This window comes from Coleofasciculus chthonoplastes PCC 7420, assembly GCF_000155555.1.
Classification (GTDB): Bacteria; Cyanobacteriota; Cyanobacteriia; order Cyanobacteriales; family Coleofasciculaceae; genus Coleofasciculus; species Coleofasciculus chthonoplastes_A.
The window spans coordinates 44,052-61,456 of sequence record NZ_DS989869.1 but is presented as its reverse complement, the minus strand read 5'-3'; the positions used below and the strand labels follow the sequence as shown (position 1 = coordinate 61,456).

Here is a 17,405-nt window from a genome sequence, read left to right as displayed (position 1 = left end):
CATCATCATCATCACCACCCCAATCATCCTCTTCCATTTCTAGTTCCTGTTCTTCATCCGATTCTTGCACCTCATTTTCGATTTCTTCAAACTCAATCGCCGCCACATAAGGAGAAGAAATCGCCACGGTTTCCCCGGTACTCACCAAAGCTTGATACAAAAATGCCGCTACTTCTGCACGACTTGCTATCTGATTGGGATTCAGTAATTCGACATTAGGATAATTGACCACAATGCCTCGCTGCGTCGCCGCCGCAACTAAAGGACGAACATTAACCGGAATCGCTGATGCATCATTATAAAATTGCAAAATGTTCGTCGCTGATCCATTCACAGAATAATTTAACCCCTGAGTTAATGCCAATAATACTTCCAACCGCGATAACTTTTGCTTGGGGTTAAAGTTATTAGCAGAATTAACCGTTAAAAACCCCGTTTCACACGCTTCTTCAATGGCATTGTATGCCCAGTGACGGGTAGAAACATCCCGGATACTAACATTACGGATTTTCGTCTTTTCAAACGCCTTACGAATCATCGCCGCAAACTGGGCGCGAGTCACAGGTTCATTGGGACGAAATGTGCCATCGGGAAATCCCCTGATAATATCTAAGCGTACTAATTCAGCAATAAAGTCCTGCGCCCAATAGTTACTGGCGATATCCGTGAAACTTGTTTGTACAGTTCGGCGAATTTGGGAACCACTAGCGGCGACTTGTTGCTGTTGAGTCGCCCCCCCACTTATCTGAGTAGTTTGGTTGGTTTGGCGTTGACTAGCGCGACTATCAACAGTTCCCTGGGTGGTTTGACTGGTGGTACTCCCGGCGGTAATTTCCGTAGTTTCACGGTTGCGGGTGCGGATGCGTTGTTCTTCAATCAGCGTCGCGGTATACCGGGCGGTCATTTTCTGGCTTAAGGTTTCATCCAGGGCGACAACTGAACCCATCTCATCCGTCCGATACGCCCACAGTTTATCCTCACTCCCGACAATCACCAACCACCCTGGAACTAGCGCCTGGGTGCAAATCTGATCGTCGCCTAATCCCAAACAACCATCAGACCAAGTTTGGCGGGCGACTTTGAGGATTTTTAGCTGGGATGTATCCAAATTATGGCGACGGCTGATATCCTCAAAGACAGCCTCTGCGATCGCGTCAGGTAAAGATTCAACGGTATCTGCTTCTACTGAGGAAGTTTGGGCAAGTTCCATCCCCTGAATCACCTCTAGGGGAGATGTGGGGATAGGATTCGCAACAGAAGGAGTAGCGGTGGCGATCGCGAATCCAGCGACGGCGATGATTATCCTACCGCTTGACGCAAATAATAGTTGACTCATAACACGCATACCAAACACAAACAAAAGGAACCTAAAGACAGAACTGATGGGGAAACTGTTCCCATTTATTCAAACGTGGCGATTCTCAATAAACAGGAATCTGGGCAAAAATTTTCCAGAATCTGTCTCAATCCCGGTATCATAGAACAAAACACTTAAACAAACTTCATAAAGCACAGTGATTACCCAACCGCGAATCCAGAACAACCCCTTAGAAAAGCACCTTTGGACTTGGCAAGGTCACTCAATTCAATACACCGTCCAGGGAACAGGTCAACCCTTGGTATTGATTCACGGCTTTGGTGCATCCATTGGACATTGGCGCAAGAATATCCCGGTGCTAGCGGATGCGGGATATCGGGTGTTTGCGATTGATCTGTTAGGGTTCGGCGGATCAGATAAACCTGCCTTAGACTACAGCTTAGAGGTATGGCAGAAACAGATCAAAGACTTCTGGGACGCCCATATTCAGGAACCAACCGTATTTATTGGCAACTCAATTGGGGCGCTATTGAGTTTAATGGTAGTTACCCAATACCCGGATATTGCCGTTGGTGGTGTTTTGATTAATTGTGCAGGGGGCTTAAACCACCGTCCCGATGAGTTAAATTTACCCTTACGGCTGGTGATGGGAACCTTTAACAAATTGGTTAGTTCTAAAACCGTCGGTCCGTTTTTATTTAACCGAATTCGCCAAAAAAACCGCATTCGCAACACCCTGCGTCAGGTTTACTGTGACCCCCAAGCGATTACGGAAGAATTAGTCGATTTACTCTACCAGCCCTCCTGTGATCCGGGTGCCCAACAGGTATTTGCATCTGTCTTAACGGGTCCTGCAGGTCCTGCGCCTGGGGAATTATTACCCAAATTAAACCGTCCTCTATTAGTTCTTTGGGGCGAAAATGACCCTTGGACACCAATTAATGGGGCGGCGATTTACCAGCAGCAGCGCCAAATGGAGAAGGATGTCGAGTTTTTTGCCATCCCCCAAGCGGGTCATTGTCCTCACGATGAGAAGCCAGAGATGGTTAATTCTCTAATTCTCGATTGGCTAAGTCAAATGACGTAGCTTGCTTCTCGCTTGCGCGAGTATGACGAATGACATAAGACATAAGACGAATGACGAATGACGAATGACAAATAACTTATGAATCCAATTCTTGCGGGTTTTATCGCCAGTTTGCTGGCGGGACTCGCAACCTTTGTCGGTGCGTTACCTGTATTTTTACCGATTCGCTTGACCCACCGATTACAAGCGATCGCGTTAGGATTCGGGGGTGGCGTAATGCTAGCTGCGACGGCGTTTTCATTAATTGTACCGGGTAAAGATGCGGCGATTTCTCAAGGCGCTTCCCCGATGAATGCGGCGTTAATTATGAGTGTGGCGATCGCACAACCACTTTTACCCTGGGGAATGGCATTTGCAGCGGGTGCGATGCTATTTGTGATTAGCGATGAAATTATCCCCGAATCCCATCATCAAGGTCGCGAACACGAAGCCACAATTGGGATTATAGTAGGATTCGTGATCATGATGCTTCTCGATATTGGCTTAGGTTGAACCAATACCTCGATAAAACAAAGTGAATAGCACAGTCTATGTACTTTGTCTAGCTTTTTTGTATTTACTTTATAAATAAACCTCCATCGGTGAATCCACGCGGACTTTTCGGGAATTTCACCCAAAAATTTCCGTAGTTCTCTGGATGTTTTTTGGGCTGAGATCTCCCAAAATTGAATTGGGTGAATTCTGTGAGGGACTACCCTCAGTAAGCCAGGTCAATGATTAGATTGTCTGGTGATTTCCATTATCAGTTGGTTGCATCTAACAAAAACACATGAATCTTGAAGACATTGCTCGGTATTACATTGATACCCCAGCGTATGCTCTCTCGCCTTCCGTCGTGAAAGGCTTCCGTCAGTTTATCGTGGATATAGCACAGGTAGAACTCCAGGGTATGGAGTTTCAGTATGTTGATTACTTTCCTTACATGAAAGGAACAGAACTGAGCTTAGAGCATATCTATAGAGATTATAACCAAGGGAAACTAATGATTACCACTCAGTTCAACAATTCTGATCTTTTGGGTTCAGACATTAACCTGATTTTCCGCTGTATTCACGAAATCCATCACATCAAACTGAATGTTGGTTTTGATTTAGAAGGGGAATTTGCTACAGCGGTTCATCTGATCGAGAAAACAGATAATCTGTTATTTAAGCAGATTCTCTTCAGTGAAAACTTAGGACAAATTGCCGTGCGCTTATGCCAAGGGAAGTTTCCCGACGACCAAAAAGTTGTCCTCTTTGAGCCTGAGGTGCTGCACTGTTTGAAAAAAGAATGGAAATCTTTGTTGAACTGAATTTTCCAAGCAAGAGATAGGTTAGATAAAGGAAATGGGGAGTTATAGCACTACGCTCTAAGGTTAGGACAAAAGAAGAAAAATTAATTTAAATCGCTTGACCCTGAGCGACTTGTACTGAGCGTGTTACTGAGCGAAGCCGAAGTAAGCCGAAGTAAGTCGAAGTAAGCCGAGGTGTTGCCTATTGCAAGAAAGCCTAGCGCGTAGCGCTATAAGCCACTTTACTCGGGCAACTCTCCAAAGCGTTCCCGATATCGACTCAAAAGCGACTCCATCTCCGTTAACTGTTGCTCTGCTTGGGTTAACTGTTGCTCTGCTTGCACTCGCTGTTGTTGCTCTTGTTCAGCGACTTCTTGGGGTATCGGAATTAGCTGTCCTTGGGCATTAAAAAAGCGCAACTTCGACTCATAAATTCCCAAATATAACCCCAACTGTTTGCTCCATAACCACCCTTGCTGATTCGGATGCAACTGTTCATACTCACCATCGACCAAATGAAAACCTTGAAACTCCAAGCTATTCGGGTCAAACCAAAAATAGTCCGGAGTACGGAAAACATCTTGATATAGCTGCTTTTTTAAGCCTCGATCAGTCGCAGCCGTCTTGGGAGAAAGAATTTCTACAATCACATTGGGATACTTACCATCTTCCTCCCAAACCACCCAACTTTGGCGAGGAAAGCGTTCTACTCCCAAAACCACAAAAAAATCCGGTCCCCGGAACTTCTCTGACTTGCGCTGACGGGGAGAGTAGTAGATCGTCAGATTACCAGACGCATAGAAATCATTGCGCTCTCGCCACAGCCATTCTAAGCAGGCGATGAGCAATGTCATTTGTAGGCGATGCAAGTCTGTCGCTTTCATGGTGCTATAACCAAAGCCGTCCTTGAAGGACGGGGAGCCTGAACCCAAATTTTCGGTCACTGTAGTGGCGTGGCACACCTTAGCAATATGAATTAGAATGGGATACCCGAAACCGTAGGGGCGAATAGACGTGCGCCCGATTCAATAGTCAAGTCTATTCCACCATTTTAGCTGTGCCACGCCAGTAGAGCGGGTGATGGGACTCGAACCCACGACATCCAGCTTGGGAAGCTGACGTTCTACCACTGAACTACACCCGCAAGTTACTCTCAACGAGAATCTTTAAGCTATTATATCAATAAATTTGCCTCATATTTCTACCTGACTCTGGAGGTGAAGACTTAACCTTGATTGAGCTAGGTATGTTTTCGTTTATACAAAAATCCTGAAACTCTTCCAAATAAAGGGGTTGCGAGTTCGGTAACAGTTAGCTATGACCAAAAACACGCCGAGGTTGTGAATCTTTAGATCCCAATCCACTTAAATTTATCGCATCCTGTAAAGTATAGAGTTATAACTGTTCGATTGATCCTCAAACCATTGCACTCCGCAGGGATTACCCAGGATGTTTAACGCAACAGAAATTCTCATAAACTCATTTGTCCAAAGACTCCGGGATGGCTACCACCGGACTTACGGGGGGCTGAAAACCGACTTTGAGGACATTATTGCTTGGGCAGGCAGTATGGCAATGGAAAATATTGCCAACAGCGATGCCCTGTATCATAATGTCGAGCATTCTATCCTCGTCACCTTAGTCGGTCAGGAGATTCTCCGAGGCAAGCATATCCGTGAAGGTGGCGTCACACCAGAAGATTGGTTGCACTTTATCATTTCTCTGGTTTGCCACGACATTGGCTATGTGAAAGGAGTCTGTCGTCAGGATCGCGAAACTGAACGACTTTATGCGACGGGCAAAAATGGTGAGATGGTGCATCTGCCTCCTGGCGCTACCGATGCCTCCCTAACGCCTCATCATGTTGATCGGGCGAAACTGTTTACGGATGAGCGATTTGGCGGTCACAAACTGATTGACGCGGAACTGATTAAGCTCAATATTGAACTGACTCGTTTCCCGGTTCCTAAAGAAGGGGATCATCGAGATACCCTGAATTATCCCGGTTTGATTCGTGCCTCTGACTTAATTGGTCAGCTTTCTGATCCGCGCTATCTCAAGAAAATTAGCTCTCTATTCTACGAATTTGAAGAAACGGGTGTCAACCAAGCCTTAGGCTATGAGCATCCTGGCGACCTTCGCGCGGGTTATTCCAGGTTTTACTGGAATGGAGTATTTCCCTTTATCCAGGAAGCCCTGCGTTACCTGTCCCTCACCCAAGAGGGTAAGCAAATCACCGCCAACCTCTACTCCAATGTGTTTGTTGTCGAACACGAAAAGAACGAAGAACAACACCGACAACTCGCCCAGCAGCTTAATTCTTAACCTGTAACCCATGAACTGGTGGCAAAAACTGAAAAAGAACCCCTTGGCTCGGTTTGGCGCGATCGTGCTATTGATTTTTTACCTTGCCGTAATTGCGGCTGATTTTGTCGCGCCTTATGACCCGTATGTCTCCCAACCCAATGGTTCCCTGTTGCCACCCACCCAAGTTTACTGGCGCACTCCCGAAGGCAGGTTTATTGGTCCCCATGTCTACCCAACCACCCAAGGACCAACGGATTTAGAGACGGGGGAACGAGAACTGATGGTGGATTGGCAAAGTCCGTCCCCCATCCGTTTATTTGTTCAAGGTTCGGGATACCAGTTTCTGCAACTGCGTTTCCCCTTACCCCCCAACTTTGAAGAGGTGGAGATATTTGGCGGAATTCCGATGAACTTGCACTTGTTCGGCACGATTGGTGAAGGCAAACTGAATCTATTAGGGACGGATGAGCAAGGTCGGGATCAATTCAGTCGTTTGGTGTATGGGGGGCGAATTAGTCTGAGTATCGGTTTAGTGGGAATTGCCATCTCTTTTCCGCTGGGTTTAATTATCGGTGGAATTTCTGGCTATTTCGGGGGGTGGATTGATGCCATGTTGATGCGCCTCGTGGAAGTGATGATGACGATTCCCACTCTATACCTACTCGTGGCATTAGCGTCAGTGTTACCACCAGGACTAACCAGCGCCCAACGATTTTTGTTAATTGTTTTAATTACCTCGTTTATTGGCTGGTCTGGATTAGCCCGGGTGATTCGCGGACAGGTGTTATCGATTAAAGAACGAGAATTTGTCCAAGCATCTCAGGCGATGGGGGCTAAACCCCTTTACATTATTGTCCGCCATGTGCTGCCCCAAACGGCAACCTATGTGATTATCTCAGCCACTCTCGCCGTCCCCAGCTTTATTGTGGCGGAATCGGTGCTGAGTTTAATCGGTCTGGGTATTCAGCAACCTGACCCGTCTTGGGGAAATTTGCTATCCTTGGCAACGAATGCTTCGATTTTGGTACTACAACCCTGGTTAATTTGGCCCCCCGCCGCGCTGATTATCTTGACCGTGTTAGCCTTTAACTTGCTGGGGGATGGTCTACGGGATGCCCTTGATCCTCGGAGTTTGCAGCGCTAGGGGGAAGAGTTCCATTGGATTGCGCTTGTGGCAAGGTTCGGCGTAGGGCAGTCTTTTGGGCAAAGTCTTTGCCTTCGGTGAGCAGATAATCGAGAAAGGTGCGAGCGACAATGGAGAGTTGTTTGCCATTTGGGTAAACCGCATACCAGTATCGTTCAATCGGGAATTCTTCCACATCTAAAATGGTCAGTTGGTTACAGATGCCCTCTAAGGCTAAGGTATGACGGGATAAAACCGAAATGCCTAACCCTCCCGCGATCGCTTGTTTAATGGCTTCATTGCTGCCTAAGTCAAGCTGCACTTTTAACTCAATATCACGGGAATCAAATAGTTCTTGCACCGCCTTGCGCGTTCCTGATCCAGGTTCTCTCATAATAAAAGGTTCCTCTGCCAAACGCTCTAAAGGAATATTGGTTTCATTCACCAACGGATGATCCGCTGGGGCGATGACAACCAGGGGATTGTCCAGAATGGCTTCGTAGGTAATATCCAGATCCGGGAGTTGACTCATTACATACAAGTCATCGGCATTGTCATTCAGACGACCCAGAATATATTCATGATTGGTCACCTGAAGCGATACATCGATTCCTGGATAACGCCGACAAAATGGACCGAGTAACCGGGGAATAAAATATTTAGCGGTTGTGATCACCGACACCCGCAGGCGTCCCTGTTTCAGACCTTGCAAATCGGCAATAGTCATCTCAAACTGGTCTAAATTCTCAAATATGGCACGACAGGTCTTGACGAGTTCCTCTCCGGCTTGGGTAAGATAAAGACGTTTGCCTACTTGATCAAATAAGGGAACACCAACCGCTCGGGTCAGCTGTTTCACCTGCATGGACACCGTCGGTTGGGTGAGAAATAGTTCTTCAGCAGCACGAGTAAAGCTATTATGTCGAGCAACGGCTTCAAAGACTTTGAGCTGATGCAGCGTGGCTTGCTTCAACGATACTCCTCCTTGATAGGAATAATTTATAGATTATAGTCTATGATTTCTATCAGAACAATGTATTTTTTCTATGGTAACTCTGAGTTAAGATTTCAGATAACACCAAACAAGTGACAGTCTTCCTTCCATCTCGCGTTGTCCCCTAACCAATTTGTATGTTCCGGAATAAGCGGTTTGGTTTTAGCCTGTACTCTACAGGAAAGCTTAATCCGATCATCGCTGGAATTGGGTGCAACGCCTTTTTTGTTAAAGGCAGGAGGCAGGAGGCAGAAGGCAGAAGGCAGGAGGCAGGAGGCAGGAGGATTATTACATGAATTTACATGATTTTTTTGAGCTTTTAATTTTGTCTCCCCCAGCTTCCAGACGTAGCATGCTACGTCTCTACATGCTCCCTCAGCTCTGCTCATCGGCAATGTAGTATCAGAAGTCAATTTCTTTAGTCGGCGCGGGCAATTTATCTAAATCAGGGAGTTCGACTAATTCCTTCTCTGTTTCCTTGACCTCAACAGGCAATCGTAGGGGTTCAGGGGTTTCTTCCTCTTCAATGAAGTAACTTGCCAAGGGTAGGGCTTGTTCGAGATCCTCTAACGGTCGAGTAATCACCGTGACAGCAACCAGTTCCCCAATCCGTTGGGCTTCTGCCATACCCACTTGCAGCGCCATGGCGACTTCCGCTACCCGACCCCGGATAATCACGGTACATAAGCCCGCGCCAATGGTTTCGTAACCCGTCAGTTCCACATTTGCTGCTTTGAGCATCGCATCCGCTGCACCGACGATCGCGGGAAAACCGCGAGTTTCTAGAAGTCCCAGGGCTTGGGAACTATGGCGCGATCGCGTCTGCTGTTGCACATCTTCTAGCAAATGAGAACCCAGAGGTAAGACAACCTCCAAGTTTGGGAACGGTCGAGGAATTACCAAGGAGGACAATAATCGACCTTCTCGTTTAGCATGTTCAACCCCAGCTTGCACCGCAATCCGCACTTCTGCTGTAGCGCCGCGCACAATTGCCGTACAATGACCACTGCCAATTTTTTCAAATCCGATTAACGTCACTCCAGACGCCTTGAGCATCGCATCAGCCGTACTTACAATCACGGGAAAACTGAGCGTAGACACCAAACCCAAAGAGGAATGACGAAAGCGATTTCGTTGAGTAGAAGGGGTGTGGGGGATAATTCCAGGGTTGTATGACTCCATAGCTCGGCTCTCCATGTCGTTGTTGGCTGTTAAGTGTTGCCTCTAATCCAGTCTAAGAAACCGTTACATAAGAGGCTCTCCCGTACATAAGGTGATAAATTTTCCTTATATGTGTAGCGATTGGCTTGATTTGAAGAAAACCTAGCTTAATCGCTTAATTAGTTGGGTTTCCTTCGTCAACCCAACCTACAAGCATTACACCGTGGGACTTTGGCTTAATTCATAAGACTTTATTATCACCCTAAGTACGGGAGAGCCATCAGCAATAGCTTTAGCCAGCTTATGATTAGCCATCATGCCAGACACGTTAAGGTTCTCTATCCCTATTCTGCTGTGGTTTTTGGCTAGATAGGATGTGAGCTTGTGCAGGGTGTCTTTTCGGATGTTGGCTATCTGGCGATGGAGCCTAGCTATCTTGACTTGGGCTTTCCTCCAGTTGTTCGAGCCTTTGACTTTATGGCGGTTGAGCCATTGCCAACGCGATAGCTTTTTCTCATGCTTGCGGTAACTTTTCGCTCCCTCTACCACGATACCTGTAGACAAAACGGCTAGTGCTTTTACGCCTAAGTCCACCCCCACAACGGGGTAGGGTTTATGGGTATTGAATGGCTCAATCTCCAGCTTAAAACTGATAAACCAGCGATCAGCCGTTCTGGATATGGTCACAGACTTGGGTTGATAAGCATCAGGCAATCGCTCATACGTCCTCAGCCAACCAATCTTAGGTACTCTAATCTTGAAGTGGTCTAGCTTGATTGACCCATCTAGGGTAAAGCTATCGCCCCGCCCTTTCTTCTTAAACCTGGGTGGCTTGCTTGTCTTCTTAAATGCCCGTTTCCAAGCCTCAGCCAATTGCCTAAGTGCATACTGAGGAGCGCATTTGCTCACTTCATAATACCAGGGACAGACAGGCTTAACCAGTGCCACCAACCATTTGTGTAGGTCAATGCCAGTAGGGAATTTTATCTTGTCCTCTGGATTGTCCCGGTTATGGTCAAGTATCTGGTGAGTTAAGCCTAGTCCCCAGTTCCAAGCATGACGGGTAACACCGGAGTGCTTGGCTAATAGCTTCCTTTGCTTGTTATTCAGCTTTAACTCGGTTTTGAATCCTAATAGCATTTGCCTAATGCTCAACTGGTGTGAACCTACCCAAAAAGCCCAGCTATGGGAAGGTTCGGGGAGAAATTAGGTTACGGTTACTTGCCCAACACTCTAACCCTAACAACTTATCGATGTAACCTATCTCAGCGCTGATCTTAACACTACAGATTGAAGCGGCTAAATGACTCCCTTGCATCAGGAGTCCAAATTATTGATTATAGGGAAATAGAGTTTTGAGAATCCGGTCTACACTACCTTGCCCATAGACAGAGTTTTCCGCCGGGGAGTTAGCAGATTCAGGGTCTTCTTCCGTCGTGGACTCACTGGAATGTCTCTGGGAATCAACAGGTGGGTTGACATCCTGCTGTTCAGGAGAAGGAGATGGAGCAGATGCGATCGCCTCTTGTTCAGGTTCAGGATTCGCCGCTTCTGGGGGATTAGAGCTATCAACCGGAGGAGTCGCGGCTGGGGAAACCTCGGCAACTTGACGCCCCACATCACCAACAACAGACCCCGCAGGCACAACGGTTAATCGCTCAATCGAAGCATTCCAAATCGTGGTCAGTGAACCGATACAAGCATTTGCCCCAATTGTCCCGTGACCTACGACCAATACACCTGTACCCATATTGACACCGGTTTCTATCTCTAACGTCCCTTGGTCAGCGTGCAGAATTGAACCTGCACCAATACAAACACCTGCCGCGATAATTATTTGACTCTCAGGATTAGCCCGCAAAATTACTCCCGATGAAATCACAGCACTCGGATCAATGGTTACATCACCTTGAACATAGACATGAGAGTGACTGCTCAATGGTAGTGGCAGGGGCAAATGCATTTTATAGTTATAGACGTTATAAACGTGAAGCTAATCAGGTCAATAGAATTAGAAGTACCGCGATTTTGAAGTCAGTGATTTTGGATTACCTCTGTAGGAAAGGAAAGGGATTGAGGATTAAAAATAGTCAATTCTTTCTTTGTTGAACAATTTCGGAGAAAGCATAGATTTCAAGCCTAACTCCATCGCCAATCCCCAATCACAGATCACCCTTTCCTTTCCCGCTGACTTCTAAGGGTTACTGAGGTAATGATTGCTCAACTTGGTTTTTGAATCAGGGTTTCCAAGACACGCCGCTTGGCTTTTGGATCAATGCCAATCAGACGCACATATTCCCCGCTATGTTCAGCCATACAGCCTTCTAACCCCTCAACCACCTCAGAAACCTGATTTGATTCGATGGGAGCGCAGCTTTGCCAGGAACTGGTGCGGAAGCGACGCTTGTCGGCGTGTTCGGTACCAATTTTGTAGCCTTGAGCTAACAAACCCCGGACTTGATCAATCGCCTCTTGACTCAAAGACGTATCCGCAGGTGATACAGAATCCGCTTTTGAGGGTGCTGATACCGAGGTTTTGGTGCTGGTGCGATCGCGCCGACCATTTGAGGAGACCGATGTCCCTGTTGTCAAGGCTTTACTATCCGGTCGTTGAATAATTTCTTGCAGCACCCGTCGTTTCACATTGGGGTCAATCCCAATCAAGCGCACGTACTCGCCCTCATGGTCGGTTACACAGTCGATAATCGCGTCCATCACCTCCGATTCCCGATTGGATTGAATCGACATCGCGCTCTTCCAAGAACTGGTGCGGAAGCGCCGCTCATCGGCATATTCTAAACCAACCCCATAACCTTGAGCGACCAGTCCCACCACCGTTTGCTGAAGATCAGACTCCAGTTGGGGTTGTGAACGGGAAACTTGACGGTTTTTGCTCGCCGCAGGTTGACTGTAACGATAACTCGAAGATGCTTTCGCTGGGGTGGACTTGGACGGCTGATCACCGGGTCTTTGGATAATTTCTTCCATCACCCGCCGTTTGGCTTTCGGGTCAATCCCAATCAGGCGAACATATTCGCCCTCATGTTCGGTTAAGCAATCGCTCAGAGCATCAAGCACCTCTGATTCACGATCTGAGTGAATCGCGATCGCACTTTTCCAAGAACTGGTCCGGAAGCGTCGCTCATCTGCATATTCGGCACCAATCCGATATCCTTGAGCTAACAGTTGACGAATTTGTTTCTGCAGGTCTGAATTTATGGCTGTAAATGAAGGCATGGAACTATAAGAATAAGAAGAACGACGAGAAGGTTGATTTCCATTTTCCTGATCAGAGTCAGAGGCTTGAAGCCTCTCCTTGCGGATTGGCGCAATACAAGCTTCATCCTCTGCACACTGATACCCTGATCGCAATGCATCGTTGCATGCGATCAGATTATGAGCAAACGTGAGATCCTCCTCTTGGACATCGGGCAATCTATCCGCTTGCTGCTGGTTATTAATGACTGCTCCAGAGGGTATATATTTCCCCGGCGGAATTTCCACATCTTGCACCAAGGCGTGCATCATGATGATACAGCCATGACCGATGCGAGCATTAAACACGGTGGAGCGAAAGCCAATAAAGCAATCATCTCCAATGTAGGCTGGACCGTGAATCAGGCATAGATGAGTAATCGAGGTATTCTGACCAATCCAGACGGAGTAAGCTTTTTTGTCATCCCCCAACACTCGCGAACCTTCTAAGCCATGAATCACCACTCCATCTTGAATATTCGAGCCAGCGGCAATGTAAAACGGTCCACCTTCGTCTGCTCGAATGGAAGTCCCCGGAGAAATCAGAACATTTTCGGCGATTATGACATCTCCGATAATGTTAGAAAAGGAGTGGACGTAGGCACTTTCGTGAATTTTGGGTTCCGCCAAACTTTTTGACCAAGGGGTCGGGGGTGCCGCGTAGCTACGAACTACCATGATAATATTTTCCTGCCTTGCACAACGTATATCAACGTGTTGTTTTTTTTTGATTAAACCAAGAGCATTTCATCCATAAGCCTTGGATGTTTATCCCAATAGGGATATAAAGATCTGTGTTTAAGTTGGATCTTCAAACAGCCGCAATTCTAGCTAGATTGTCGGGTTTTGAGGGAGAAGTTTTTGGTTAAAACCAAAACCCGGGTACTGAGCCGAGGGCTATTGGGTTAACTCCCCTCCCGCTAGCAGAATAAGTATTGGCTTTAATACGCCAAATTAGGGTATGAATTCTTAGTCTGGCGGTCAGTCATCTTAGACCGATAAGGGAGTCAGACTCAGGGCTTGCTCATGATTGGTGCTAACGATTTCGGATGACTTTTTCCACCCCAGACTATCGATATTGATCTTTTTTACTGTAGAGAATGTGATTATCTACACTAACGGTGTCGATAATCCCCACTACCATAGCATCAATAGGGCGCTTATCACTTTCACCCACCTGACGGGCTGCGCTGCCACAACTCACCAAAACCCACTCATCCACACCCGCACCGACGACATCTGCTGCCACTTCGTAGTTAGGTAGAGGTTTACCCTCTTCATCCATAAACTGTACTAAGAGAAATTTTACACCTCTCAGGCTGGGTTCTTTACAAGTACTAACGACTGTCCCCCGCACTCTGGCAATTTGCATTTATCCTCCACGGTTGGGATTTTGGATCGTCGGTTCTGGGCGGACTGAGTTACCGTTTTTTTTAACGAGCGAGTCTTGCCTTTGTCTCAAGCCCCAATTAACCTTTCCTATAATCATTTAAGGATAAGGGTATTGGTCTTAGGGACGGTTAAGCGGACGGATGGCATTCGTGCTTTCTCGGAACTGTTCTACGTCTTCAGTGTACCGAATCGGCAGCACGTACTCTAGGTTTTCATGAGGGCGAGCAATAATGTGAGTGGATAGAACCTGACCCCCATTGACGCGCTTGACGTTATCCACACCAGCGGCTACAGAGGCTTGGACTTCCGACACATCGCCCCGGACGATAACCGTAACCCGACCACTACCGATTTTTTCATACCCGACTAAGGTGACACGGGCGGCTTTCACCATGGCGTCAGCGGCTTCGACGACAGCAGGAAAGCCGAGGGTTTCTACCATTCCAACGGCGATTGACATGAATGTTTCTCCAAAATCTAGGGGTTTGTCTGTTTTGACACCTTGGGAGCGCCAGTATTTAGCCCAATCTAAGCGTAGAGATCTCGCTAATAGGATCGGAATTGCTCCACGGCTTCGCTATATCGAATTGGTAGAACGTATTCCAAGTTTTCGTGGGGACGAGCAATGATGTGGGTGGATACGACTTCACCCCCATTGACCCGATTGGCAGATTCTACGCCAGCAGCGACGGACGCTTGAACTTCTGAGACATCGCCCCGAACAATAACCGTGACCCGCGCACTACCAATTTTTTCATACCCGACCAAGGTGACACGGGCAGCTTTCACCATGGCATCGGCGGCTTCGACGACAGCCGGAAACCCTTTGGTTTCAATCATTCCTACAGCAATTGGCACGTTGATTTTCTCCTTGTGAATACGTTGACCATGAGTCCGCCCATCCCGGTTGGGCAAAAATTTGGACGGGAATGTCGAAGTTTAGACTAATAAATTACTAGCCAAAACCAAGCATAGAGAAGCTTGGCACAATTGACAATATAAATTATTATGATAATTCTTAATCAAACTGTTTAACAAAACTTAACTTTAGAGCGATAATAATCGAGAGGTTGGGCAAAATTCTCAGCTTTGGCGAAATGTTGGCTTTTTTTATAATTTTTTGGTAACGTTTTTATACGTTAAAATGACTTGTCTCCAGACGCCGGGAGAATCACCTCATAATCAAGCAGGGGCAACGGGTAGGAGAAACGCCTAACCGAACAACTCAAGCTTGGAGAGAAGGTCAAGGCTCTAGGGTTAAGTATAAGCTATGTTTATCACTTTGATTAAGCTGACTTTAATATAGATTAAATAGATAGATAGATAGAGGGACTCAAACCGCGATCGCACCAGCATTGCGCCAGCGAATCCCTTGGTCAATAGGCAAAATTCTGTATCGATATGATCCAGTGATCAAAAACCAACGAGGTACGCAAGCGGGATGACAGAGTTTCTGAATCAGACAATGTGGTTAGTGCCGTTTTATGGGTTAATTGGCGCCATTTTAAGCTTACCTTGGGCAACAGGCGTGATTCGTCGCACGGGTCCGCGTCCGGCTGCCTATCTTAACATATTAATGACGCTTTTTGCCTGTATTCACGGTTTGGTAATCTTCCAGTCTGCCGTAAATCAGCCGATGGTGAACGAGTTTGTATTTGACTGGCTGCAAGTTGGCAGCGTCAATTTCTCCTTCGCCCTAGAAGTTTCGCCTGTAAGTACAGGTGCGGCAGAGGTGGTGACCAGCCTCTGCCTGTTGGCGCAACTGTATGCCCTAGGATACATGGAAAAAGACTGGGCATTAGCCCGCTTTTTTGCCTTAATGGGATTCTTTGAAGGGGCGATGAGTGGAATTGCCTTGAGTAATTCCCTACTCTTGAGCTATGCCCTGTTGGAAATGCTCACCCTCTCCACCTACTTACTCGTTGGCTTTTGGTATGCTCAACCCTTAGTGGTTACCGCTGCACGAGATGCCTTTTTAACCAAGCGGGTGGGTGACATGTTGCTGTTAATGGGGGTTGTCACCCTGGGAAGCCTCGCGGGTAGCTTAAACTTTAATAACTTATACGATTGGGCAGGAACAGCAAACCTTCCCCCCATCCTCGCCACCTTGCTGGGATTAGCCTTAATTGCCGGACCCCTAGGGAAATGCGCTCAATTTCCCTTGCATTTGTGGTTAGATGAAGCGATGGAAGGACCAAACCCCGCCTCCGTCTTGCGGAATTCGCTGGTCGTCTGCTGTGGGGCGTATGTGTTGATAAAACTGCTGCCGATTTTAGCCCTATCCCCAGTCACCTTATCCGTGTTAGTGGTAATTGGCACGATCACGGCGATTGGTGCATCTTTAGTCGCCATTGCCCAAATTGATATTAAGCGATCGCTCTCCCATACCACCAGTGCCTATTTAGGGTTGGTGTTTATCGCCGTGGGAACCGGACGCGCCGATATTGCAGCGGCGTTACTCCTCGCCCACGCCTTTGCCAAAGCCCTATTATTTATGAGTACGGGTTCAATTATTCTCACAACCAGTAACCAAAATCTCACCGAGATGGGCGGCTTATGGTCACGGATGCCCGCCACAACCAGTGCCTTTGTCGTCGGAACAGCGGGGATGATTGGACTATTGCCCCTGGGGGGGTATTGGGCGTTAAGTAAAGGGATTAATTCTCTCTGGGCAGATTCACCTGGATTAGTGGCAACGTTTATCGTGGTGAATGGGATTACCGCCCTGGGATTAACTCGTGTCTTTCGTTTAGCTTTTTTAGGCAATCCTCAGCCGAAAACCCGCCGCACCCCAGAAGTCTTGTGGACCATGGCGTTACCGATGGTGGGGTTAACGTTGATGACATTGGGGATGCCTTTGTTGCTGCAATGGTTAAACTTGTTACCCGTAGCCAAGTATGAGTACCTGATTGAAGTCCCCCAACTGTTATTATTTGGTTCCAGCGTAGTGGGTTGTGGGATTGGCGGTTTAATGGACTTACACAGAACGGGATTGCGATCAATTCTCTTACCTGTGAGATTTTTGCAAGACCTTTTAGCTTATGATTTTTACGTCGATCGATTCTACAATTTGACGGTTGTGTTTGCAGTTGACCTATTTTCTAAACTGACGGATTGGATTGACCGTAATATTGTCGATGGTGCGGTAAATTTAATCGGTTTGGTGACTGTGGTTGGCGGTCAATCGTTGAAATATAGTGTGTCGGGGAAGTCTCAGTTTTACTTGTTCACGATTCTGATTGGTGTCAGTTTATTGGCACTGTTAATGAGTTGGCCCCTCAGTCAGTGGGATTGGGAACGGTGGTTGTTTCTGATTGGACAATAAAAAGGTTTGTTTGTCTGACTCTCATGTGACTCAATCTGCCCGGGTTGATTGGTTGGTATCGAAGGTTATTTTTTTTAACGCAGAGGTACGCAGAGGTTAACGCAGAGGGTCGCAGAGGAGTGATGAGAATTGATGAGCAATGAGGCAGTTTGTCAATGGCTGCGAATATA

16 protein-coding genes and 1 tRNA gene are annotated in these 17,405 nt (G+C 47.1%); 6 read left to right on the top strand and 11 right to left on the bottom strand.

The features are described from left to right. On the bottom strand, window positions 1-1,336 hold a 1,336-nt coding region (locus MC7420_RS35825), incomplete at its 3' end, for an S-layer homology domain-containing protein (protein WP_198016592.1). A 178-nt stretch (window positions 1,337-1,514) separates the two neighbouring features. Here MC7420_RS35825 and MC7420_RS29515 point away from each other — a divergent pair. The 3 genes from MC7420_RS29515 to MC7420_RS29505 all read left to right on the top strand — a co-directional run bounded on the left by MC7420_RS29515 (window position 1,515) and on the right by MC7420_RS29505 (window position 3,699). Further along, window positions 1,515-2,405, top strand: a complete 891-nt coding sequence (locus MC7420_RS29515) for an alpha/beta fold hydrolase (RefSeq protein WP_006105341.1) — start codon at window positions 1,515-1,517, stop codon at window positions 2,403-2,405. A gap of 78 nt (window positions 2,406-2,483) precedes the next feature. Continuing rightward, window positions 2,484-2,897, top strand: a complete 414-nt coding sequence (locus tag MC7420_RS29510) for a ZIP family metal transporter (protein WP_006105266.1) — start codon at window positions 2,484-2,486, stop codon at window positions 2,895-2,897. Between the two features lie 277 nt (window positions 2,898-3,174). Then, window positions 3,175-3,699, top strand: coding sequence for a hypothetical protein (locus MC7420_RS29505; RefSeq protein WP_006105294.1), 525 nt, complete (start codon window positions 3,175-3,177; stop codon window positions 3,697-3,699). 221 nt (window positions 3,700-3,920) lie between these two features. Here MC7420_RS29505 and MC7420_RS29500 read toward each other — a convergent pair whose 3' ends face one another. Then, entirely contained in the window at window positions 3,921-4,562 is a 642-nt protein-coding gene (locus MC7420_RS29500; protein WP_006105367.1) for a Uma2 family endonuclease, read from the bottom strand. A gap of 188 nt (window positions 4,563-4,750) precedes the next feature. Beyond that, window positions 4,751-4,822, bottom strand: a tRNA-Gly gene (locus MC7420_RS29495). Window positions 4,823-5,127: 305 nt separating this feature from the next. Between MC7420_RS29495 and MC7420_RS29490 the strand changes: the two genes are divergently transcribed. After that, on the top strand, window positions 5,128-6,003 hold the full coding sequence (locus MC7420_RS29490) for an Npun_R2479 family HD domain-containing metalloprotein (protein ID WP_006105214.1): 876 nt from the start codon (window positions 5,128-5,130) through the stop codon (window positions 6,001-6,003). A gap of 10 nt (window positions 6,004-6,013) precedes the next feature. Further along, window positions 6,014-7,129: an ABC transporter permease gene (locus MC7420_RS29485; protein ID WP_006105198.1), complete on the top strand. Its 1,116-nt coding sequence runs from the start codon at window positions 6,014-6,016 to the stop codon at window positions 7,127-7,129. Here MC7420_RS29485 and MC7420_RS29480 read toward each other — a convergent pair. The 8 genes from MC7420_RS29480 to MC7420_RS29445 form a co-directional block, all read right to left on the bottom strand. Continuing rightward, window positions 7,071-8,081, bottom strand: coding sequence for a LysR family transcriptional regulator (locus MC7420_RS29480; protein ID WP_083799205.1), 1,011 nt, complete (start codon window positions 8,079-8,081; stop codon window positions 7,071-7,073). The genes MC7420_RS29485 and MC7420_RS29480 overlap by 59 nt on opposite strands. Before the next feature lie 423 nt (window positions 8,082-8,504). After that, the gene (locus MC7420_RS29475; protein WP_006105335.1) at window positions 8,505-9,284 is read right to left on the bottom strand and encodes a BMC domain-containing protein; all 780 of its coding nucleotides are present in this window, start codon (window positions 9,282-9,284) and stop codon (window positions 8,505-8,507) included. Between the two features lie 195 nt (window positions 9,285-9,479). Next, window positions 9,480-10,403, bottom strand: coding sequence for an RNA-guided endonuclease InsQ/TnpB family protein (locus MC7420_RS29470; protein WP_006105364.1), 924 nt, complete (start codon window positions 10,401-10,403; stop codon window positions 9,480-9,482). 190 nt (window positions 10,404-10,593) lie between these two features. Further along, window positions 10,594-11,202, bottom strand: coding sequence for a hypothetical protein (locus MC7420_RS29465; RefSeq protein ID WP_006105319.1), 609 nt, complete (start codon window positions 11,200-11,202; stop codon window positions 10,594-10,596). 281 nt (window positions 11,203-11,483) lie between these two features. After that, window positions 11,484-13,196, bottom strand: a complete 1,713-nt coding sequence (locus tag MC7420_RS29460) for a ribulose bisphosphate carboxylase small subunit (protein ID WP_044210487.1) — start codon at window positions 13,194-13,196, stop codon at window positions 11,484-11,486. 391 nt (window positions 13,197-13,587) lie between these two features. After that, window positions 13,588-13,890 carry a EutN/CcmL family microcompartment protein gene (locus tag MC7420_RS29455; RefSeq protein WP_006105202.1) on the bottom strand — a complete coding sequence of 101 codons (303 nt, stop codon included), beginning with the start codon at window positions 13,888-13,890 and terminating at the stop codon, window positions 13,588-13,590. Window positions 13,891-14,028: 138 nt separating this feature from the next. After that, a complete protein-coding gene (locus MC7420_RS29450) occupies window positions 14,029-14,370 on the bottom strand; it encodes a carbon dioxide-concentrating mechanism protein CcmK (RefSeq protein WP_006105258.1) in 342 nt (113 codons plus the stop codon). Window positions 14,371-14,456: 86 nt separating this feature from the next. Then, window positions 14,457-14,768 carry a carbon dioxide-concentrating mechanism protein CcmK gene (locus MC7420_RS29445; RefSeq protein ID WP_006105229.1) on the bottom strand — a complete coding sequence of 104 codons (312 nt, stop codon included), beginning with the start codon at window positions 14,766-14,768 and terminating at the stop codon, window positions 14,457-14,459. A 583-nt stretch (window positions 14,769-15,351) separates the two neighbouring features. Between MC7420_RS29445 and MC7420_RS29440 the strand changes: the two genes are divergently transcribed. Continuing rightward, window positions 15,352-17,235, top strand: a complete 1,884-nt coding sequence (locus MC7420_RS29440) for an NAD(P)H-quinone oxidoreductase subunit F (protein ID WP_044210485.1) — start codon at window positions 15,352-15,354, stop codon at window positions 17,233-17,235. Window positions 17,236-17,405: the final 170 nt, after the last annotated feature.